The sequence below is a fragment of the Allochromatium tepidum genome (genome assembly GCF_018409545.1).
Lineage (GTDB): Bacteria > Pseudomonadota > Gammaproteobacteria > Chromatiales > Chromatiaceae > Thermochromatium > Thermochromatium tepidum_A.
The window spans coordinates 136,590-157,235 of record NZ_AP024564.1 but is presented as its reverse complement, the minus strand read 5'-3'; the positions used below and the strand labels follow the sequence as shown (position 1 = coordinate 157,235).

The 20,646-nt window shown below is 57.7% G+C and carries 21 protein-coding genes and 1 pseudogene; 6 read left to right on the top strand and 16 right to left on the bottom strand.

From position 1 onward, the window contains the following. Positions 1–67: 67 nt before the first annotated feature. The 3 genes from Atep_RS16240 (at position 68) to Atep_RS16230 (ending at position 3,992) form a co-directional block, all read left to right on the top strand. Complete coding sequence (locus Atep_RS16240) at positions 68–3,133, top strand: hypothetical protein (protein ID WP_213382055.1); 3,066 nt, start codon at positions 68–70, stop codon at positions 3,131–3,133. Positions 3,134–3,454: 321 nt separating this feature from the next. After that, positions 3,455–3,694 carry a hypothetical protein gene (locus Atep_RS16235; RefSeq protein ID WP_213382052.1) on the top strand — a complete coding sequence of 80 codons (240 nt, stop codon included), beginning with the start codon at positions 3,455–3,457 and terminating at the stop codon, positions 3,692–3,694. Positions 3,695–3,743: 49 nt separating this feature from the next. Then, positions 3,744–3,992: a hypothetical protein gene (locus tag Atep_RS16230; protein ID WP_213382033.1), complete on the top strand. Its 249-nt coding sequence runs from the start codon at positions 3,744–3,746 to the stop codon at positions 3,990–3,992. Between the two features lie 87 nt (positions 3,993–4,079). Here the strand turns inward: Atep_RS16230 and Atep_RS16225 are convergent, their stop codons facing one another. The 14 genes and pseudogenes from Atep_RS16225 to Atep_RS16155 form a co-directional block, all read right to left on the bottom strand. Then, positions 4,080–4,652, bottom strand: coding sequence for a DUF29 domain-containing protein (locus Atep_RS16225; RefSeq protein ID WP_336511406.1), 573 nt, complete (start codon positions 4,650–4,652; stop codon positions 4,080–4,082). Between the two features lie 157 nt (positions 4,653–4,809). Next, a pseudogene (locus tag Atep_RS17215) lies at positions 4,810–4,938 on the bottom strand (RRXRR domain-containing protein); the annotation flags it as partial. A gap of 262 nt (positions 4,939–5,200) precedes the next feature. Next, positions 5,201–5,758 (bottom strand): DUF29 domain-containing protein, encoded by a 558-nt coding sequence (locus tag Atep_RS16210; protein ID WP_236786850.1) that lies wholly within the window; start codon positions 5,756–5,758, stop codon positions 5,201–5,203. Positions 5,759–5,781: 23 nt separating this feature from the next. Beyond that, a complete protein-coding gene (locus tag Atep_RS16820; protein ID WP_236786846.1) occupies positions 5,782–5,967 on the bottom strand; it encodes a ParD-like family protein in 186 nt (61 codons plus the stop codon). Beyond that, on the bottom strand, positions 5,964–6,155 hold the full coding sequence (locus Atep_RS16200; protein ID WP_213382453.1) for a hypothetical protein: 192 nt from the start codon (positions 6,153–6,155) through the stop codon (positions 5,964–5,966). The genes Atep_RS16820 and Atep_RS16200 overlap by 4 nt, the downstream gene beginning before the upstream one ends. A 28-nt stretch (positions 6,156–6,183) precedes the next feature. Then, positions 6,184–6,453, bottom strand: a complete 270-nt coding sequence (locus Atep_RS16195) for a helix-turn-helix domain-containing protein (RefSeq protein ID WP_213382421.1) — start codon at positions 6,451–6,453, stop codon at positions 6,184–6,186. A gap of 645 nt (positions 6,454–7,098) precedes the next feature. Beyond that, positions 7,099–8,448: an RNA-guided endonuclease IscB gene (iscB, locus tag Atep_RS16190; RefSeq protein ID WP_213382031.1), complete on the bottom strand. Its 1,350-nt coding sequence runs from the start codon at positions 8,446–8,448 to the stop codon at positions 7,099–7,101. 361 nt (positions 8,449–8,809) lie between these two features. Next, entirely contained in the window at positions 8,810–9,727 is a 918-nt protein-coding gene (locus Atep_RS16185; protein WP_213382029.1) for a DNA adenine methylase, read from the bottom strand. Positions 9,728–9,742: 15 nt separating this feature from the next. Next, positions 9,743–10,141 carry a hypothetical protein gene (locus Atep_RS16180; protein WP_213382027.1) on the bottom strand — a complete coding sequence of 133 codons (399 nt, stop codon included), beginning with the start codon at positions 10,139–10,141 and terminating at the stop codon, positions 9,743–9,745. Between the two features lie 211 nt (positions 10,142–10,352). Next, positions 10,353–10,682: a hypothetical protein gene (locus Atep_RS16175; RefSeq protein WP_213382019.1), complete on the bottom strand. Its 330-nt coding sequence runs from the start codon at positions 10,680–10,682 to the stop codon at positions 10,353–10,355. An 11-nt stretch (positions 10,683–10,693) separates the two neighbouring features. Further along, positions 10,694–11,176 carry a hypothetical protein gene (locus Atep_RS16170; RefSeq protein WP_213382017.1) on the bottom strand — a complete coding sequence of 161 codons (483 nt, stop codon included), beginning with the start codon at positions 11,174–11,176 and terminating at the stop codon, positions 10,694–10,696. Between the two features lie 57 nt (positions 11,177–11,233). Beyond that, positions 11,234–11,614, bottom strand: coding sequence for a hypothetical protein (locus Atep_RS16165; protein ID WP_213382016.1), 381 nt, complete (start codon positions 11,612–11,614; stop codon positions 11,234–11,236). Further along, complete coding sequence (locus Atep_RS16160) at positions 11,598–12,452, bottom strand: metallophosphoesterase (RefSeq protein WP_213382014.1); 855 nt, start codon at positions 12,450–12,452, stop codon at positions 11,598–11,600. The genes Atep_RS16165 and Atep_RS16160 overlap by 17 nt, the downstream gene beginning before the upstream one ends. 115 nt (positions 12,453–12,567) lie before the next feature. Continuing rightward, positions 12,568–14,091, bottom strand: a complete 1,524-nt coding sequence (locus Atep_RS16155; RefSeq protein ID WP_213382013.1) for a UvrD-helicase domain-containing protein — start codon at positions 14,089–14,091, stop codon at positions 12,568–12,570. An 830-nt stretch (positions 14,092–14,921) separates the two neighbouring features. Between Atep_RS16155 and Atep_RS16150 the strand changes: the two genes are divergently transcribed. Then, complete coding sequence (locus Atep_RS16150) at positions 14,922–15,845, top strand: lambda-exonuclease family protein (RefSeq protein ID WP_213382011.1); 924 nt, start codon at positions 14,922–14,924, stop codon at positions 15,843–15,845. Positions 15,846–15,940: 95 nt separating this feature from the next. On the opposite strand, the gene Atep_RS16145 is transcribed toward Atep_RS16150, so the two are convergent. Next, positions 15,941–16,606, bottom strand: a complete 666-nt coding sequence (locus Atep_RS16145) for a hypothetical protein (protein ID WP_213382009.1) — start codon at positions 16,604–16,606, stop codon at positions 15,941–15,943. A gap of 81 nt (positions 16,607–16,687) precedes the next feature. Here Atep_RS16145 and Atep_RS17030 point away from each other — a divergent pair, with 81 nt between their 5' ends. Both Atep_RS17030 and Atep_RS16135 read left to right on the top strand, forming a co-directional pair. Beyond that, positions 16,688–17,701 carry a transglycosylase SLT domain-containing protein gene (locus Atep_RS17030; protein WP_213382004.1) on the top strand — a complete coding sequence of 338 codons (1,014 nt, stop codon included), beginning with the start codon at positions 16,688–16,690 and terminating at the stop codon, positions 17,699–17,701. Positions 17,702–17,773: 72 nt separating this feature from the next. Further along, complete coding sequence (locus Atep_RS16135; RefSeq protein ID WP_213381989.1) at positions 17,774–20,017, top strand: HD domain-containing protein; 2,244 nt, start codon at positions 17,774–17,776, stop codon at positions 20,015–20,017. On the opposite strand, the gene Atep_RS16130 is transcribed toward Atep_RS16135, so the two are convergent. Beyond that, positions 19,992–20,420 carry a hypothetical protein gene (locus tag Atep_RS16130; RefSeq protein WP_213381986.1) on the bottom strand — a complete coding sequence of 143 codons (429 nt, stop codon included), beginning with the start codon at positions 20,418–20,420 and terminating at the stop codon, positions 19,992–19,994. The genes Atep_RS16135 and Atep_RS16130 overlap by 26 nt on opposite strands. Between the last annotated feature and the right edge of the window lie 226 nt (positions 20,421–20,646).

Genomic DNA, 20,646 nt, shown 5'->3' with positions numbered 1-20,646 from the left:
CCAAAAATCGCTACAAATTTCCAAACCGCCTGCGCGGCGGCAAACGTGATGCGCCTGGAATCGACCTATGTATATTACGCTGATTTCCGCCTGCGAGAAGCGGGCGCTGAAACGAACGCGCGCGGTGCTCGACAGCTACGCGCTACGCATCGGAGATCGCGCCTGGCAAACCCTCATCACCCTTGAGGGGCTTCAGGAAATGCGCGCCCTCCTGCGTCGCACGGCAACGCGGCAAACGGCCGTGGCCTGCTATCGGCACTACGGGAACCGCAACGCCAAATTGCTCTGGGTCGTCGGCTCGCGCCGACCCTTCGGCCCTACCGGGCACTATCCCGCCGGGACACAAACGCGCCGTCGTCGCGAGACTCCGCTCTGGATTCGGGCTTCATGCCTACTCGCACAAGCCGGCGGCTTAGGGCATGACTGGGGCAAGAGTGGTGACATTTTTGCCAACAAGCTGGCCGCTGCCGTGAAGCCGTCCAGTAAAGCAGCGAAAGCAGCGCCGGTCAGGGACGCTGTCCGCCACGAGTGGATCTCGATGGGGCTGCTCCAAAAACTTCACCAGGGCCAGGATCTGGAGGCCGCCTGGGCCGCCCTGCAATCGCACACACGGTTGTGCGAGGTGCCTCTTCCCTACCGGATGCGTGATGGGCAGGAAGCGCTGCACTACATCGTAGGGACTCACCACAAACTGTTTGGACCGATCGATGCCCCGAATTTCAAGCCAAACAGTGATCAGCATGTAAGAGAGAAATTGGGGAAGACAGTAAATCCGGTGGCCGCGCTACCAGAGCCTCTGATAAATGAGGCTCGCAAACTCATGGGACGACTCAACACCCTCGTTGGGCCAGAAGCCTCGCCCGACTTTTGGCGCGGGCTGTCGACGTTTTCGCGCGTAGCGCTGATCTTGGCCGACCATGAAGTCTCGAGCCGGGAGGGGCCTACGCCGTCGGCTAAGAACGCCCCTTATGCGATGCAGCCGGCAGTCTGGGCGAACACGGATTCTGTAAACGGGCAGATCGTCTACAAGCAGCCGCTGGGCTGGCATCTCCACGAAGTCTCGCGTGTAGCGGCAGATCGCGCCTACCAAATAGCGACGCTGCGTCTCCCAGGGCTCAGCGGGGAGACTGTGGAGCGAATCCTGAGTCCGTCACATCCTGATGGCCCGTTTGCCTGGCAGAATCCCGCGCGCGAAGCCGCCCGGCAACTTGCCGAACGGGATCCCGTTTTGGTGCTGAACATCGCGGCAACCGGAAGCGGAAAAACAAAAATGAATCTTCAGATGGCGTGCGCGCTCAATCCACGCTCGCGCGTCGCTATCGCACTCAATCTGCGCACCTTGACACTGCAAACCGGTGCGGCGTTGCGCGCTTTCGGGATTGGTGACGATGAAATGGCCGTTGTGATCGGCGATCAAGTGACGAAAAAGCTCCATGACTGGCAGATGACGACGACCTTTGATGTGCCCGACGATGACGACCCTAATGCGACACCTGATTATGAATATGTGTCGATCGGCGGGGAGGTCGAATTACCATCCTGGATGGATCATGTTTTAAAAAAACGCCCGCGCTGGCGTTCGGTTCTGAGCGCGCCTGTTCTGGTATCCACCATCGACTTTCTCATCAATGCCGGAGAGCCGGGGCGCCAGGGCAATCATGTCGCCGCACTGCTGCGCTTGATTGACAGCGACCTGATACTCGACGAAATCGATAGTTATGATCCTGAACCGCTGGTCGCTGTATTGCGCTTAATTCAGATGGCGGGCTTGTGCAGGCGAAATGTCATCTGCTCATCGGCGACCTTGGCGGCTCCCGTCGCCCACGCAATTCAAAAAGCTTTTATGAGCGGATTGAAAATGCGTGCCGCTCTGGAGCAACGCGAGATCAACCCCGTCATATTGCTTGTTAACGATCAAGTGCCGCCGATGACGGTGACGCTTGCGCCGAGCCAGGATTTTCACTCTATCTATAAAGATTATACCCAGCGCCTGGTCGACGCTTTACCTAAACGGGTGTGTCGTTGGGCATATTTGCAGCGCATTGCCAATCGTTCTTTAGATTCATGGCTTACCGGTATTTTGCACGCCGTCGAGCGGTTGCATCATGAACACTCCTGGGTCTTTAAAGGCAGTGGTAAGCGGGTGTCATTTGGGCTGGTGCGTATCGCCAATATTTCAACCGCTATTCGCGTGGCCGATTTTTTATCTAACCGCCTTCCGCATGCCCGGATTGCCTGCTATCACTCGCAGGAGATTATCGTGCAACGATTTCACAAGGAGCGCCGTCTCGACTGGTTGCTCACGCGAAAGCCGGATCTGGGCAATAAGCGCATTGAAGATGACGTTGAGATCAACCAAATTATTGACCTGGCTGCGGAAAACGATGTCCCGTTTATTGTTGTCGCCACTCCGGTAGAAGAAGTCGGTCGGGATCACGACTTTGACTGGGGGATTTTGGAGCCATCAAGCACTCATGCGCTGATCCAGCCCGGCGGACGCATCAACAGACACCGCAATCAGCCTGTGCAACAACCTAACATTGCTATTTTGCAATTTAATGCGCGATACGCTAAAAAAGAAACTGTCGTTTTTTGCAAGCCTGGGCTGCAAAAAAAATCGAATGACTACACATCACTCGACCTTGCAGAATTACTGGATTGGGATAATCTGAAATCCCTTGATTCGAGGATTCGCTTCGGCGGAAATCACGTCATGGCACAATGCGATGATAAACTATTGATGGAGCAATTAAAAAACCCTCTTAGCGTTATATGCTCCGAGGGAGGATATTCCGGCTCTTGGATGACAGAAGGATTTTATCGCAAATATTCGCTACGCCCTTCAGATCAATTTCTGGAAGATTGGCAGATGCAGGTCAATAGCGATGGCCATGAGTCTTTTTATTGGTATAAAGTTACTCGTGAAGGAAAAAAAGATATGACTCGTCGCGACATCGATACAATCCCACGTAAACACAATGATTGGCTTGTTCTATCGCCAATAGAAATGAAAATGATGTGCGATGAAGTTGGTATTTCGCCTGACGACGGCTTATCTTTCAAGGTCAGGATGAAAGATATAACGCAAAAACCAAAATGGCATCAGTCATTTGGTTTTTTGTCTGAAACTTGACGATTTTTCCGCCCTCGAACATTAATCTGACCGACGCCTTGCGTCAGCGTCGCCAAGGATTGCCCGCCCCAGCCTTGCCGCTCACGGCTTAACCTTCACGGCGTTTTGAGCACGAGATGCGGGCTGATGAGAGGGGGGATAAACCGCTACGACGCGGCAAGGTTATCATTGGACCCTTCGGAAAGGCGTATCAGTCGGCGGCATGAAGACTCGGGTCATTGGCGTATAGCCCAAATATCATATTCAGTCATTGGGGTGGTCTTGTTGCGAAGAAAGGCGTCCGCCTGACGCTTGCCCTTTGTAGCGGATCCTGCCTCCTTGATGGCCTGGATACGCCAACCACTTCCGCTCAGCGAATTCTTGATGGTCGAGATCATGCAGGCGAACGGTAAAGCGTCGAAGGTCTTGATCGCCGCCGTCAGGCGGGAGCCGGTTGCACACATTGGCGAGGGGAGCGACCACGCCGCGAGGCGTCGTCCGTCACTCGGCCCTTACGGGCAGCGCCTCACGGCCCGGCAGGTGGAAAGCCTGCACCTGTTTCCGGCGGCGGCACGGTCGTAGCCGCTATCCCTCCCCGCCCTTCAGGGCGGGATTTCTCGCGGAGGAACTGATGAATAAACACGAGATTGCTCCAATCCCAGGCGCAGAATATCGCGTCAATGGCGAGACCCTGGTTGTCAGGGCGGTTAACGATTATCACTACTTTCGCGAAGATGTTCCGAACAGCGTTTGGGGTCGCTATGTCTATCTCAGTAAAAAGTTCAAAACCGGACGAATCTCAAAATCAACCGTGCGATTTCGTAACGATCTGAACGATCCATCATGGTACGAACAATCTGTGGAGAAAATCCATGCCTAGTCCGACGCCTGGTCTATGGCGGGTTTCGACCCAAGAATCGCATGGCTCCAAGGTCGTCGCGCCCTCGGCGCAGTTTGTTTTCCAGGATCATTTAGTTTTTGGCGGCTCAAGCGTATCCGGCATCCAATCGGCGGCGAGCATCGTCTCCACAGGCCAGGGGCAGTCTTGGGGTAGATCGGGCAGGCCGGTTTCGCGCACTGCCAGATCGCGCCCGTCGTTCCAGGCGTCCGCAAACCAGTCTGGATCGGCGAGCGTGCGTTTCAGGCTGGGCGTGCGCTGCAAGCGGCGTGCAATGGCGTCGCGTTGGGTGCGGATGGTGGATTCCCAGCTTGCGCCACGCCGTTCGGGTTGATAGCCCCATTTGAGTAAGTGGCCGATCAGGATCGCCATCCGGCTGATCAGTTCACGCTGCTCGCTTTTGCCCACGTCCTCGATTTCCTCAGCCAAATGTTCCAGATCGAGCCGATCGAAGTGACCGGCGCGCAGTGCTTGGGCTTGGGCGTTGGCCCAGGCGACGATGTCACGCTCATACAGGGTCATCAGCATTGCGCGAGAAACCCCGTCCTTCAGAACGGGGAGGGACAGCGCGCGGCGCGTAGCGCCGTCAGGCCGCCCGTCTCGCTTCCTCCGTATTTGGTTTGGGTTGAAATGAATAACCATAGCCGTCGGCACGCTGAAGGAGACGGCAATGGCGGTAGGAGATCCCCCGGACGGTTCCGCCCTGGGTTTGGATGTTGAACGATCCGGTTCGGCGCACCGCCACACGCCCGACATGCACGCCGGCCTTCTTGCCTTTGGGCACCTCGGCGCGCACCCCCTTCAGACGAATGGTGAACGGGGCCAAACGCACCACCACCGCGCGTCCGCGCTCCAGTAACAGCCGCGCGCGTTTCTCCGTGCACGGCATCAGCGGACGTTTCTGTTTGTCGAGAACGAATACGGCCATTTTTCAATTCCTGCCCTTACGGGCCTGGTGACGGAGCCTTGCGGCTCGCTCCCCTCGGGAATGTCGACAACCGGCTCTCACCTTGCGGTGACGATCGGAACCTTCGGCGTTTTACCTTGCGCCTGCATGATCCCGACCTTCCAGGGTCCGGGACTGAGGAAGCATCCCGGAGTGGGTCTTGACGACCTGTTGCAAACGGAGCGGGCTTTCCCCGCTGTCCCCGGTCAACCCGGCTTGCGAGTCGCCTCACAAGCCCCCGTCTTCAGGCGGGGGTAGTTGACTTCGTGTTTGGCGGTGCAAACGTATCCGGCTGGGTATCGTCCAGCAGGCGTTCGATCGCGAACGGACAGCATTCGGGAAATGTCGCGAGCGGCAATCCGGTTTCCTCGGCGGCGTCGCGGCGTGCGGTGGCATAGGCGGTTTCGATCAGATCGGGCAACTGTCGTCGAAGACTCGGGCTATCGTCCAGAATCAGCCCGATTTCGCGTCGCGCATTGCGGATCGACAGCCGCCAACTTGTGCCTCGTCGCGTGGGCTGGTAATCCCACTTGAGCCGGTGCAGCAACAGAGTGATGAGATGACTGGCTAGGGATCGGCGGTCGCTCTTGCCCATGCTTTCGATTTCCTCGGCCAGATTCGCCGCGTCGAGTGTGCTCCATTGTCCCTGCCTAAGCAGAGCCGCTTGCTGTTGTGTCCATAGGAAGAAATCTTCGTTGTAACCGGGCGCGGTCATCAGTTTCTCCGCAAAAATTAGCCTGGCATAGGGCTTGCTAGCCTTGGCGAGGATGATCGCCTGTCCGGCATGGGCCTGTTCCAGCAAGCGGGAAAATCTAGCGTGGTCCATTAAACTTGATCAAACGGCTCGGACTCTTCTTCAAGCGCGAGTAGCGTGTCGCGCACAAATTCGATTGGCAAGTCGGGGTTGTCGAGCGCGGCACGGCCCACCTTGGCGCAGTTGTCCGCCGGACAGCCATTTTCCGCCGGCATCGCGTCGTGGGCCGGAGTGGGCGGGGTGCGTTCAGCGGTCACATTTGATCTCCTGTAGACGAGTTTCGCAGAAACAGCCGCGCCACCTCGGCGTTATGGGCGTCGATCGTGTCCGGCACCTCGAATTTGCCCTTGGCCACACCGAGACGCTGTCCGGCTGGCCCGGTAGCATCCGGCAAGGCATCCAGTTTCTGCGCCAAATGATCGGGAATCTTTAGGGCCAGTTGCATGATGTTTCCGCGAATACGGTCGCCGCTTTCAGCGGCACGTCACCACCAGTTCCTTGCCACAGGCGTTGACGTACTTGCGCATCGTCGCCAGCGATGGCGAGGGCTTGCCGGTGGACAGCGCACGCTCTAGCCGGGCCACGGCGGACGCTTGCGTGCCCATACGTTCGGCTACCTGTGCCTGAGTTAAGCCAGCGGCGCGGCGTGCATTCAGGACGATGTCCAGCCAGAAAAATTCCTCGCGCTCCAGGCGTTCGTATTCGGCCTTGAACTCGGGGTCTTGCATCCAGCGGGCGACCATTTCGTCGTGGGTCAGGGTGGGCGGGGTGCGTTCAGCGGTCACGTTTGATCTCCTGTAGACGGGCTTCGGCGATCCGGCGCTCGCACGGTCAGTGGTAGGGCGTCGATCCCGAGGCGCACGGCGTCGCTGTAGTAGTCGATGGTGTAGATCATGGGCAAGTATAACAAATCCGTTAAGCCTTGCCCGCTTGGCCACACACTGCCGCCCAGTCTTCCGCCGCCCCGCACCGATGCTGTTGCACGGCCGTTGCGCCGCCGCCGACCCACAGCGGAGCGCCCCCGCGCTCCGCGATCACTCACGATAATTGCCATTATCGTGACTGATCTTAGAGCCCTAAAACCGTCTTGAAATTCGCATAAAACGGTTTACGCGAAAAAATATACTCATCCCCGGCTCGATGCTGGAATGGTCTTTCAGCCCATCCAGCAGCGAGGAAGCGCCGAAGGTCTTGATCGCCGCCGCGAGGCGGGAGCCGGTCGCTCTCCCTCCCCGCCCTGAAGGACGGGGTTTCTCGCGGAAGAACTGGTCAAACCACCCCAGGGTATAATCACAGCCGCCCAGCACACTGAGCTATACCTCATCAGTCTTGCGCGAGAAACCCCGTCCTTCAGGGCGGGGAGGGATAGCGCGCGGCGCGTAGCGCCGTCAAGCCGCCCGTCTCGCTTCCTCCGTCTGTGGTTTGGGTTGAAATGAATAACCATAGCCGTCGGCACGCTGAAGGAGACGGCAATGGCGGTAGGAGATCCCCTGGACGGTTCCGCCCTGGGTTTGGATGTTGAACGATCCGGTTCGGCGCACCGCCACACGCCCGACATGCACGCCGGCCTTCTTGCCTTTGGGCACCTCGGCGCGCACCCAATCGCCGGTCTGGAAGCCGTGGACGCGCTTTTCACGGGTGAGATAGCCGCGCGGGAAGCCGTTGCCGGATGTGTGGGTGCGGCTGTAGGCCCCGCGTCCGGTGGCGCGGATGGCCAGGACCGGGCGGTTCCAGTCCCGTAGCTGATCGACGGCGCCGACACAGGCGGCATCGAGGGCATGGGTCTTGGGGATGTCCAGGCGCGTGCGATTGAACTTGGTGCGTCCGCCCGAGCCGGTTTCGACCGCCAGACCCGTAGCTTTGAGCGCCGCGAACAGCGCCCAGCGCGTGGCATTGACGGCGGCGGCATCCCTGAGCGGGGCTTTGGCTTGGGTCCGTATCCGGTGCAGGAGCGCCGGTTGGCGTTGCAGAAAGTCCTCGATGGACCGGTTCCCCTTGCGCTGATTGCAGGCGCGGCAGGCAAGCGTCAGGTTCGAGATTCGATCCGAGCCGCCCCGGCTCTTGGGTATGATGTGCTCGATCTCCAGCGGCACGTGCGTCGCGCCGCAATAGGCACAGGTGCGGTTCCATTTCTCCAGCAGGTATTCACGCACTTCGTAACCGGCCAATTCGCCCTGTTGGTATTCGACCCCGCGGATCTCCGGGTTCTGCATGGCCTGAGTGTCGAACCGCACCAGTTCTTGACTGAGGGCGCTGATCGGGGCGATCCGGCACAGGCGCCGTACCCAGTTGACGGTGGTGTCGAGCCGATGCTGTAACGACGGCGGCAGCCGGCCCTCACGGCGAGTGCGGTTCAGGAAGCGCGGCGCCCGGTAGCGGGTCTTGCGAGCGCGCCGGGCGCGCCGGTACTGACGCCGAAGCGTCAGGGCGTCCCGGATCTGGTGGCCGCGATGCGCCAGTTCCCCAAACCACAGCCCATGTTCGAGTCGCTCAACGGCACCTGTGTCCGGATCGCAGGTCTCGGATTCGCGCACCAGGGCCAGTCCGGTCACGCGACTGCCCGGATCCAGCTTCAGGCGCAGCGGTTGAACCGCTCCGCCGAGCCGATCCTTCAGGCGAATGGTGAACGGGGCCGGACGCACCACCACGGCGCGTCCGCGCTCCAGTAACAGTCGCGCGCGTTTCTCCGTGCACGGCATCAGCGGACGTTTCTGTTTGTCGAGTACGAATACGGCCATTTTTCAATTCCTGCCCTTACGGGCCTGGTGACGGAGCCTTGCGGCTCGCTCCCCTCGGGAATGTCGACAACCGGCTCTCACCTTGCGGTGACGATCGGAACCTTCGGCGTTTTACCTTGCGCCTGCATGATCCCGACCTTCCAGGGTCCGGGACTGAGGAAGCATCCCGGAGTGGGTCTCAGCGACCTGTTGCAAACGGAGCGGGCTTTCCCCGCTGTCCCTGGTCAACCCGGCTTGCGAGTCGCCTCACAAGCCCCCGTCTTCAGGCGGGGGTAGTTGACAGATCTGGGTCGTTCCTGTAGCGGTGTAATTGCGATACAGACGGCGCGACTCATCGCGCAGCGTCCGGTGGGCCGCCATGTTATGCCACGCTATATTCCGCTGGCGGTTCAAGTAGGACGTATTGGACTTGGCTTTCTTCGCGGCGGCGTATAGATGTCGCCATGAAGTTAGTTACTAGCGCTTCAACGACTGGGTTTCTATTTTGTTCTTTTCCGCCGACATGATAGAAATGCTCCCGTGTAAGAATATGATGTTCTGACCACAAGCATTTCACATATTCATTTTCTCGGTAGTCATTGTGATGCCAAGTCGAAAAAATGAATTTTCCGGCAAAGCTTGAGAGCCGATCAAAAAGCTCTCGTTCGTGACCATCATCCCATCCGTTGTAATAATCGACGTGCCGATCAATGTATGGCGGATCGCAGTAAATTATGTCGTTCGGTGAGGCATCTTGTATCGTCTTATTGAAATCTTGGCATTTGAATGTGAATTCTTTTGCCTTGATGATCTTACTGACCCACGCAACCTGATTGACAATTTTAGTTACATAAGCCGGGGGAAATCGTTGGGGGTTTCTACAAAATGGAACATTGAAACCACCCTTTCTATTGAAGCGAATCATTCCATTAAACCCAGCGCGATTGATGAACAAAAAATCTAGCGGGGAGTGTCCTGCGTTAAATCTTTCCCTGACGAAGTAATAGTGATCTTCGCCTTTTGACAACAACAATTCCCCTTCGCGGGTAAGAAATTCCTTGACCACTTCAGGAGTTATTTTGCCTGACGCTATGCTGGCGTAGAAATTAACAAGGTGTGGGTTTGAGTCACACAAGACGGCACGCCGTGGCGCGACATTAAAAGCCACGGCTCCAGTACCCATGAATGGTTCAATCCATGTGCCGTTAAAGTCACTCGGAAGAATGCTTTGTATCCAAGGAACGAGTTTCGTCTTTATGCCCTGTGATTTGATCGGCGGCACACCAACTTTAATGGTCATTCTTCGTCGTTCCTTTTATCGACTATCAGGGAAAAGTCCTGGCCGTGGTTGCGATCGTGTATCCAAAACGATCCGAGCGTCACGATCTCGGGCCTCGAACGGAATTGGACGGGCACGCATCAACCGTTGAAGAACGGCATCAAGCACGCCGAAGCTTTTCGGCGGGGCACACAGGATCATGGTCGAAATTTTTGGTTTTTCCATCGCCCAGGGCTGAATTTGGTATGCCCGCCAGCCGTTGTCGAAACACCAGTCTAGGACGCTGAACATGGCGTCGCGATCGAAAGGCTCTGTCGTCACCAGATGGGCGTTGCAGCAGATCCAGACCTGCGTATGCAAAAACCCCGGCAAATCATGCGCGCCCCCAAAAAGAGCGGGCCAGGCTGAACTGGACGAGAGTGCGGCCGTATCCATGAAGTGCATCGTGCGAGCAGCTGTATCGACAACGTCTCGCGCCTCGTGATACGGCAAATAACCCATTTCGCGAGGATCACGTCCGAGCCATGATAGGCGCTGAATACGGCGATATTCAGAGAGCGCACGAAGTTTAGGAACAACGCGGGTGATTATTCCCGTTTCGCACCCCCCCGAAAAAAACAGGCATTAATTTCGATGAGTTCGCCCATTAAGCAGCCAGCCATACATCGTCAACAACTTCGTAAGGACGCTGCCGGATTTGCTCCAACAGATTTTCACGATACTCATCCCAGGTGGGCGTTTTTTCCGGACCATAGACTTCGCGCGAACGCTCCCAAAACTGGTAGGCCTCGCGAAAATGCTTAGCGTTTTTTGCAGACGCGGGATCTGGTGGCAGCACGCCGATCCAGTCTTCCCACGTGCCGGCGAAATCTTCCTGCCAAATATTTTTATCGGCGAGATAAATCACATCCCCTGGATGGAAGGGAATCAGGGTGATGCGAAGATCGTTGGCCTCAGAGAGAGAGATTTTCTCCATGGTTTTGCTCCTCAAGTGTCCAAAAAAGTCAGCAAATGCAGATCGCAGCCGGGATAGAGCGATTCGACTTGCCGGTATAGCGCCTGCCCCGCCGGATTCAAATCGGCGAACGTGCAGTGCCAATATTCCTCGAGATCCTCATTCCAACCCGACCAGCCGGTGGAACCGAGGACGATCGCGGCCAGATAGGGCCGAGACAGCAGCCGCCGAAGCATATCGCTCGTGTCAGGGTCGTCGATACAGGGGTAATGATACGTTTCCCCTCCTGTTGTTGAATTTGGATCTTTTTCGGGATCGCGTCGATCATCCCCCACAAAGACTTCTAGGAGGAGATCGTTGACGGACACGCCGCTACACACAGCAAATCCATGTTCTTCCTGGTTATCGCAGACCACGAGCTTGACGAACATGCCGCCTTCTTCAGTGTTCTTCAGATCGGGGTCGTGGATAGGAAAGTTGACGCAGCCAGAAACATCAAGAGAACGCCGATTCATCAGCAAACAAACCTCTTGGTTATTGTTAGTTGATTTCCTTCAACAGAGCCCCAGGGTTTAAGTCGCGAGCGGGAAGAACGAATTGAGCGCATCAAGCCCGTGACGGCGCGCACACTCAGCCCAGTCGGAGATCAGCTGACGACCCTCCGGCGAACGTGGATCAATGCCCAAGGGCCGGAGGTCGCTTTCGATCGACCATCCAAGGTGGTCTTCAAAAAACACATCACCTGAAGCCGAAACGTAAGCGCCGACTTCGGCGTGTTGGCCGTCATACCCGTCGAGGCCGGCGGCCAGCCAGGCGACCCTGGGGTTATCCGTACCATCGTGGAGTTCGGGCGGATACAGGCAAAAGCGGCGAACCCGGAAAGCACGACGGGACTGGCCAGAAGGGGGCTCTTCCGAAAAGCACACACAGCCGGACTCAAACACAGGTTGCATGGATGACATCGCTGTTTTGACCGTTCAAGAACGCCAGATCGGATGGATCCCCGACGCCGAAGACGCCCGAATAGTCGAGCGACTCATGATGAGAAAGACCGCGATGATGCAAGAACCCAGGATGGCTGATGTCAATCAAGGTCAGGCATCCGCGCTCGTGACAAGCTCCAGTGTCTATGTAGTGAATGTTTCCTAAGCGAAACCAATGCGGAATGACGGTATGCCCTAGAATAAGATGATCGATTCCTTGGATCGACCATTGATCAATGCGCGTTTTCGAAAGTTCCCTGGCTTGCTCATAATCGCCCAATAGAGCCTCCATGCGATGACGTCCCAATAATATATCCAGCAGCGTCAGGTGGCAGCCATTTTCGAGATGGACCTTAATTTGCGGCCATGACAGTCCTATTTTCGGTTCGCCGTGCGTAATCCCGATAACACCATTTGCGCTCTTTATTTCGATGAGCATCGGCAAATCCATCAAGGCCTGTGCAACCTCGATCACTTCCGTAAGAGAATGATCATCGAACCATTCGCCGCCCATCGCCTTCCACTCCAGCAGTGGAATTTCATCGTTGACCAGCAAGGCACGGAGCGCCCGAATCGGCATGATGTCGTGATTGCCGCGGACGCTGAAGAACCAAGGTTGGCGCAAAAAATCCAAGACACGGATGGATTCATGGCCGCGATCGATCAGATCGCCCGTACAAAATAAACGATCGTACTTTGGGTTGAATTCAATGTCATTCAGGGTGCTTTCCAGTAAGGAAAACATTCCATGAATATCCCCTACAACCCAATCGCGCCCTATATGATTTTTTTCAAAATATTGAATCACGCACACTCCCCCTTCGGATTTATCGCCGATACAAAAACCGCCGGACGTTTTTGGGAGAGAGCCACAGAACCTCTTTGGAAGGGATAGGCCGCTTTGAGCATGGTGATGGTCTCGACTAAGCGTTGACGGCGAGAAGCGCGGGGGCCGAGGCACGAGAGCGATGCAGTCCGGCCATCCCATCTCCGTGAACCCAATCGAGCAAGCCGGCCAGCTGCGGCGTGATGACCAAATGCTGTCGTGCACGGGTGGCCGCGACATAGAGCAAATTGGCCTCGTCCGGCTCCAGAGGGCGCTCAGTCGCGTTTGGCGGCAGTAACTCCGACACCAGAGGAACCCCGCTGCTATCCATCAAATCCGGGAAGTCCTCCCCGAGCACCACCTGTTCCCACTCAAGCCCTTTGGATTTATGGGCGGTGGTCAGTTCGGCTCCCGCTTTGCGCGCATCCGGTTCATGGGCGGCTTCCAGACGCTCGATCAAGCGAGGAATCCTGAAGGTGTACTTCTTCACGACCGTCAGGCGCGCCTTGATTTCATGGTCCTCAACCGCCTCGGCATATTCTTCCAGATTCTCCAGCGTGCGGAAAGAGCGCAGGAATGGATCGCGAATGGCACGCTGGTTGTGATCAAAAAGATGGAAAGCGTCGAGGATGGTCTGGAAGTTATAGTTCTTGACCCCGCCAACAAAGTGCATGGGGATGTTTGCATGGAGCAAATCAACCGCCCGAGCGAATAAACCGGCATTGGTGCGGTGCAGGTAGACGGTGCGCCGCTGTTGCAGCGGAACCATACCCACCTCGCTGGGACCGCCGAATCCGCGCAGCGACAGCGGTTCGCCCTTAAAAACGCCCAGAATGGCATTGGCCACATCAGCGACTGGCTCACCAAAGCGGAAGCTGGCCGTCAGGTTGTGATGCTCACCACGCAAACGCCCCATGGCATTCATCGCGCCACGGAATCCGTAGATGTTCTGGTGCTGATCCCCGACCAGCACGCGCCCGGTCTTCTGTGCGTTAAAAATGTCGAACAGACAGGGGTTCGTGTCCTGGGCCTCGTCGAGCAGGATGTAGTCGTACCGATCGAGTTTGGGCCTGGAGAGTTGGTAGAGCTTGAGATAGCCATCATGGGGCATGGGGACGGAGGGATCTTTGGGATCTTGCATCGCCTCCCAAAGCGACTTGGCCGCTTCCAGGATATCGGTGGGATCCACGCCGATTGCTCGCGCCTGCCCGGCGGCGACGTGGTTGATGCTGATCTCGGCGCTGGAAGAGATCAGGAACCGATTGACCGCCTCAAGCGCCAATCCGGAAAAGACCAGCGCTTCGTTGCTGGGCAACGAGGGGCGCAGGATGTTACGGGCATGAAAGGCCCGTGGGTAGCCAAGCTTGGACTGATAGCGATGTCCGTAACGCCCGTAGGCTAAGGAGTGCGACGTTCGCGCCTCCACATTGGACGGAAATCGCTCCTTGGCCTCATCAGCGACAGAGCGGTTGAAGGCCAGATACAGCATACGCGCGTCGGGCCGTGCCTTGGCGAACCCGACAAGGGTGGCCGTTTTGCCGGTGCCCGCAAAGGCGTTGGCAATCAGGGTGTCGGCCTTCGAGTCGATGATGGCCTGCTGTTCGGATGTTGGCTTGTGCATCTGAGTTTCCGAGCCTGTTCCTAAAAACCTAAACAAAGTTGCTTATGGTGGTTTTTAAGTGATTCGCTCTCCGTTGATAGCGCCCTGGTGGGCGAGCAACTGGAGTCCGGGTTGAGCAGTCCCAACCGAATGGCCGGTCAACACCGGCAACATGGGCCGTGTCAGCCGTCGAAACCCAGCTTGCGCCATAAAAATTGCCTCGGCGTTCATCCTGAACAGAGAACAACCTTGCGATTCGACGTTGACCCCGACCATGGGGCGTGAAACCTTCACGCTTGTAGATAACCTATTTGCTCTTGAATACTTGTAAAAATACAATGTAATTTGGGTTTATGCAAAGTTTTTTGTGCTTGGATATGGCAGAAGGGGGCGGCTGGTCTACGGACTGACCCCGTGCGCCACCGTCTCCGCGGGGCACGGCGCGCACGGCGACCTGATCGCCTGTGGCCGTTTCGATTCCGGCCCGCCAAGCGTCGGCAGCACTATCACGCTCGAAGCGCACGACGGTAGGTCCGGGAGAGGCCGAACCGGCGGGATTGATCCCGCAAACGCCTGTGGAGAACGCGCTCAGTCGCGGCCGTGGCCACACGTCCGCGCGGCGTTCGACGAAGCAGGAAACCCCCCGCTACAAGCCAACGGCTTTAGCGGTGGGAGACTTCATTGAGCGCCGTAGGAATCTCCGGCCTTCAGGCCGGGGAGGATGTCAACAAGTTGCTTTGAGCACAGATCGAACCAACATCCCTACCAGTCCTTAGCTGGTGGGGATTTTTTTGCCCTCCAACTCCTTTCAGAAGCCGACGCATCCCGCGCGGCACCGAGAGGAGAGAGTCATGAAACTCATCACGCTGGATCAACGCACCCGGGCCTGGCACGACTGGCGCGCCGGGATCATTGGGGGCAGCGACGCCCCAGCAATTATGGGCGTGAGTCCATGGATGACCATCCACAAGCTCTGGGAGCTAAAAACCGGGCGGCGCGAGCCGCCGCGGGACAATCCCGCCATGGCGCGCGGACGCGCGATGGAAGATGAGGCGCTGGACGCCTGGTCGGCACACACCGGCGAGTTCGCCGCCCCGATCTGCGTCCAGCACGAGGAGTTCGCGTTCGTTGGAGCCTCCCTTGATGGGGCCACCTTCGACGGTGGCCTGCTTGTCGAGATCAAATGCCCTGGCGAGAAGGATCACGCGGCGGCAGCCGAGACCGGACAGGTGCCGGCCAAATACTGGCCCCAGGTCCAGCATCAACTGGCCTGCGTGCCGGAAGCAGAGATGCTCCACTACTGGAGCTATCGGCCGATGCACGCCACACCGCATGTCCTCATCGAAGTCAAGCGGGATCCCGACTACATCGACGCGATGATGGAGCGGGAGATCCGCTTCTGGGAGGCTGTCAAAGGGGACTATCCCCCGGCAGGCGACGCCTGGGCGGACGCCGAGGCGCTCTATCTGCTGGCTCTCGATGAGAGCGAGGCGGCTGAAGCCCGACTGAAGGAGGCGAAGGCCCAACTCATCGCCACGATCCCCGAAAGAACGCGGAAGCTCGACGGACATGCAATATCGGCGACCCTAGTCGATAAAAAGGGTAGTCTTGACTACAAGACGGCCCTTGAGAAGGTACTTGAGGAACTCCGGTACATTGAGGGTTTGCCTCCAGCTGCCCTGGAGTTGCTGGAATCCTTCGAGACCGGAGGTTTGCTGGAGGCCTTTCGTAAAAAAGGCTCGACCTACTGGGACGTCCGGCGCAAGCGTGAGTAGTACATTCCGCCCTGGTGGAGTGTCCTTTTTGATCTAATCTGAACCAAGCCCCCTCACCTATGGTGATGGGGGCTTTTCTATTGCGTGGACGCCTACTATAGCGACTGTGCACAGAGGGGATAGAGCGAGCAATCAGCGTCGGAGATCGGAACGGTAGCAACACGCTTATCAGATGTAGGTAGAACGACGCGAACGACTTTGACGGAATCCCCAACACGGAAATTTTCAGATCCCTGGCGTCCGGCTGTGAAGGCCAAATCAAGTCGACGCTTCCCGCTCACGACATCGGGATCGCGGTATTTCGTCACCCGTGTATCCAGGATCTCGCCTGTCGCATCGATACGCAAACGAATGTTGTTGTAACGGTAGCATTCCTCGACATCCTGCGTGGCCAGAAGGATGCCGCCAACCGCCCCGGCCACTGCGCCCACCACGATCTCTTCCGGCCCGGATCCCGCCAATGCACCCAGGCCGGCCCCTTGAACGAGTCCGCCGAGCGCCGCGCCGTCCTGTTCGTTTGAGCCGGATGCAACCGGCATCCCGCCAAACTCAGTGTTCGCGGACGCCTGATGCTTGGCAATCCGCGCCGCACGCTGCGCGCGCGTTTGAGCACCAGGCGCGTTTAGACAAGTATCCCACTCGAAAATGTCAAGGATCGTGGCTGTTTGCACGGGGCGCAGCGCACGGACGTCGTTGGCCGCGCAGCCCGTTAGCGCGAGGACGCCCAGGATGGAGATCCAAAAAAAAGGCGACTGTAGCATGGGTATTCTCAAAAAGGTTGAGTACAATGCAATATAAATTGTATCATTTTTTTGATAATTCTGCGCATCAAGGAGATGCAAATGTTCAGAGCGTTCACAAGCCTGGCCCTGGTGCTGGCCTCGCAACAGGCCGCCGCGAGTGCCTACGAGTCCTACCGTTCGTGCTTCGAAGCAGCGGCCAAGCAACAGCACCTGCCTGTCGAGGTGCTGATCGCCGTGGCCGAACAGCAACCGGCCTCGAACCCGAAGACGACTGTGACCAATAAGGATGGCAGCCTCAGTTACGGCCTGATGAGCATCAATTCGCGCTGGTTGCCGAAGCTCAAAGAACACGGCGTCAGTCGGCAGGATCTGTACGATCCCTGCACAAACATCCATGTCGGCGCTTGGATCTTTGCGCAGCACATCGCACAAGACGGCTGGACATGGCGCGGGATCGGTTCCTACTACGCCAAGAGTGATCGCCTGCGCTTGCAATTTGCAACGAAGGTCATTCAGCGTTGGAAAACGCTCTCAGGGGAGCAAACGACGGCTCACGACCCGGATGCCGAGCGTTTCCAGGCCAAGATTGCCTGGCTGCAACGCAGTCCCTACATGCACTGGAGTCAGGCCCAGTCGCCTGATTCGACGAAAGCCCAACCGCTGCCGTCCTCCATCAAAGCCCGCCGTGCGCAGTATGATGGGCTGATCCAATCAGCGGCATTACGTCACGGGATTTCCGCGGAATTGCTGCACGCGGTCATTCGCGCCGAATCCAATTACAACCCCAAGTCCGTTTCGCCGAAGAACGCTCAAGGGTTGACGCAGTTAATACCGGCAACCGCCAAACGCTTTGGCGTCATCGACGCTTTTGATCCGGAACAGGCCATTGAAGGCGGCGCGAAGTATCTGCGCTGGCTGCTGGATAAGTTTGGCAGTATCGAACTGGCCCTGGCCGGTTACAACGCGGGCGAAGGGGCCGTGATGAAGTACGGCAATACGATCCCGCCTTACAAGGAAACTCAAGCTTATGTGCCGAAAGTCATTCGCTATATGCACGAGGAACGCCAAAGAACCCTGGCAAGTGTCTCCGGATCGCCCCCCTCGTCCTCTTAAACGCTGTTTTTTGCTCCATCATCCTCGTCTCCAACGCACCGCACGCCTGTCGGCGCGTGTCTTAGGCCCATCATGCGTAATCCGATCCTGCGTTCCACAATCATCGTGTTCATGTTTTGGTGGCTGGTCAGCGTCATCTGGGGATTACGCACCTATGGCCTTCCGGACAGCAGTCTGTTTCTGCTGACAGCCTTGAAAGCGCTTGCGTGGGGCGCGTTAGCCTTCGGTCTGGCAATCGCCATCAGCGCGTCATTGCGCTGGGCACGCAAAGGCTGGCATCTGCCCACGCAAGCGCGGGGCATTGAGTGCACGATAGGCATCGTACCCGGTGTGATGCACTGGCGGCGCTGCCGCCGGCCGGTACAGGTCGATGCGGCGCGCTGGCCGCGTGTTGCGCACTGGTTAACCGAGGGCCAGACTGAGTATGTGGCCGCGTTCCAAGCCATTCTGGATGTCATGGGCGCTCGCCCGCGCTTTCCGGCGGCGCCAACGAAGGGCGGGCATGGTGATGCGACGCTTCTGGAGCATTCGCTCAATGTGGCTGAAACGGGGCTGGAACTCTTCCCGTCGTGGCGTTTTCGCGGAAAAGCGCATGACGTGGGATTGCGTGATCGTGCTCTGTCGCCCCAAGATCGCGACATCGCCATGCTGATCCTGATCGGACACGACATCGGAAAGCTGGAAGCCTTTAAGGTCGATGGTGACAGTGTCAGCACTGTAAAGCGCTTCCATGACCGAGAGGGAGGGCGCATTCTGGCGACTCTGGAAGAGACTTGGGTCTTGCCCGAAGATGATCGCAAGGCGCTGATTGCGGCTGTGACGCACGAGCATCATCCCCAGGATTTGCCGACGCATACGGGGGATACCGTTCGCTTGCTGCTGGAGTTCCTGATTGCGGCTGATACAGAAGCCGGACGTCGCGAGGAGGGGCGGATCAAAAACGCCGAGACGGACGAAACCGACCGTGACGCCGACGACAGCGGGAGCGACGATGCCATCTGGACATGGTTCCTCGACTATCTGGTCAAGCCCGGAACGATCAACGGTCGAGAGCAGCGTTTCCGAGCCGGCTTCAAAGGTGGCGATGGGCGCTTGTATCTGAACGAACCCGTCGTGCGTACCGCCTTCGCGGCGCAGTTCTTCCGCAATCCGCAGCAAGCCGAGGTACAGCGCGGGGACGGACGATACGTCATCACGGAAGATCTCTTGCGGATTCTTGAGGCGCGCGGGGTACTGGTCTGCGAATTTGAAAATCAGCGTTTCAGCTACAAAAATGCGTTGTTCAAGGTCGTCTCGAGCAACGGTCAGGGACGAGTTCTCGGGCAGTGGCAAGTGGCCTTCGTGGTCGCCCTCGGTGAGCACATGCCTCCCGCACTCAGGAGCCTTGCTCCTGCACCCAATCCCCCGCAAATCGTTCAGGCGCTGTACGGGACGCGCGCACTGCGGTCCGAGCCCAACGATACGCTCAACGCGGAGCCGGAGCACCCTCCAGTCGCCACGGTGCCGGCGGCCTCTGTCCCTTCTTCAGCCTCTGCCGACATTCCTGAAAGCCCAAATGAAACACCTGCCGATCCGTACGCCCACCTGGGCGTGCTTGGCCAGGCGCTGATTCGGGGGATGCAGCAGCTGGGGCAGGAGCCGACCTTCGATCCACGCGGGTGCCTGATGCTGTCGGCAGACCAGGCCGCCCAGTTATCGCTGAAAGGTGGCATTCAGCACAAAGGCTATTTCGACGCTTTCCTGGAGGTTGTTCTGGCTGATGAAGCCATCATGCGGGGCGTTGAGATTGTGCATGATGAATCAGGAGCACTTCAGGCCGTCAGCCTCCGACTCGACCAGGACATGACCGTGACCGGTGAGATCGCAACCGGGTGTTCGACGGAGGTGCCGGTTGATCCAACCCCGGACGCGGAGGTGAGCACTCAGGCTTCCGGCGTCGCCGAGCCTGCCCCCAACACCACGATCCTGGACATCGATGCCTGGAGTGCATCGGAGCCGGTTCAGGAAACCGTCGCTGCTCCCCTGAGCGAAGCGCCGGTCGCCCGGGTGGCTGAGATCCCCCCAGCCTCACCTATAGCCACTCCATCAGAGCAGACATCCGCCCCCAGGACAGAGACGACGGATGTGGCTCCTGTGAACACGGATGAATCCGAAATCGAGGATTTGGACAGCTTTGACTTCGGCGGGGACGGTCTTGAGCAGCTGAACGCGAAAGTGAAAAGTGCGCGAAGGAGAAACAAGCGCCGATCGGCCCCCTCAGAGGCGTTGCTCGACGGGATGAGGACGCAACTCAACGATCGGCCGGCGCGGCCTTAGTGCGAAAGATGGCGGCGTAGCGTTCTTGGAAAGAGCCGGCCTGATCCAAAAAATGGAAATATTCCTGATAATCCTGCTCTGTCATCCATCCGCGCTGAATAGGACGGCCCTCAGAGTGTCGGCCCTCATGATGCTCGATCGCCGTGGCGGCCGCCAGAACAAGCCCTTCTATTTCAGGATCCGGCGGCTGATGACGAATCATGTCGAGCCAAATAGAAGCGACCAGATCATGCCCGCGCAGCAGATCCGGGTCCATCATGTAGTCACGCAGTTGTTCGTACTGTTGTGCAAGACGGATCTTGTATTCGGCCTGGGCGCGTTTCCGCGCTCGGTGTCTCTGAAGAAACACCAGGAAATGACCGAATAGCGTTCCAATAATTAAAAAACCGATGAAGATTTCCATTTTCTGCCTCCCAAGACGTGTGTATCTATAGCATATTTAGGCTGCTCCGAATTTTGTGAATACTCCCGCGCATCATGCGGCGCATTGATGCGGGGCTTCAAGCTCTCGCAACCAAAGCGTTGAGAGCCTCAAAAGTGCTCATTTTTGATTTCTCGCCCCGTCTTTCGAGGCGAGAAGTCGGTCGATTGACGCCGCGCGTCGATGCGCAGGATGCGCGGCTAAATGT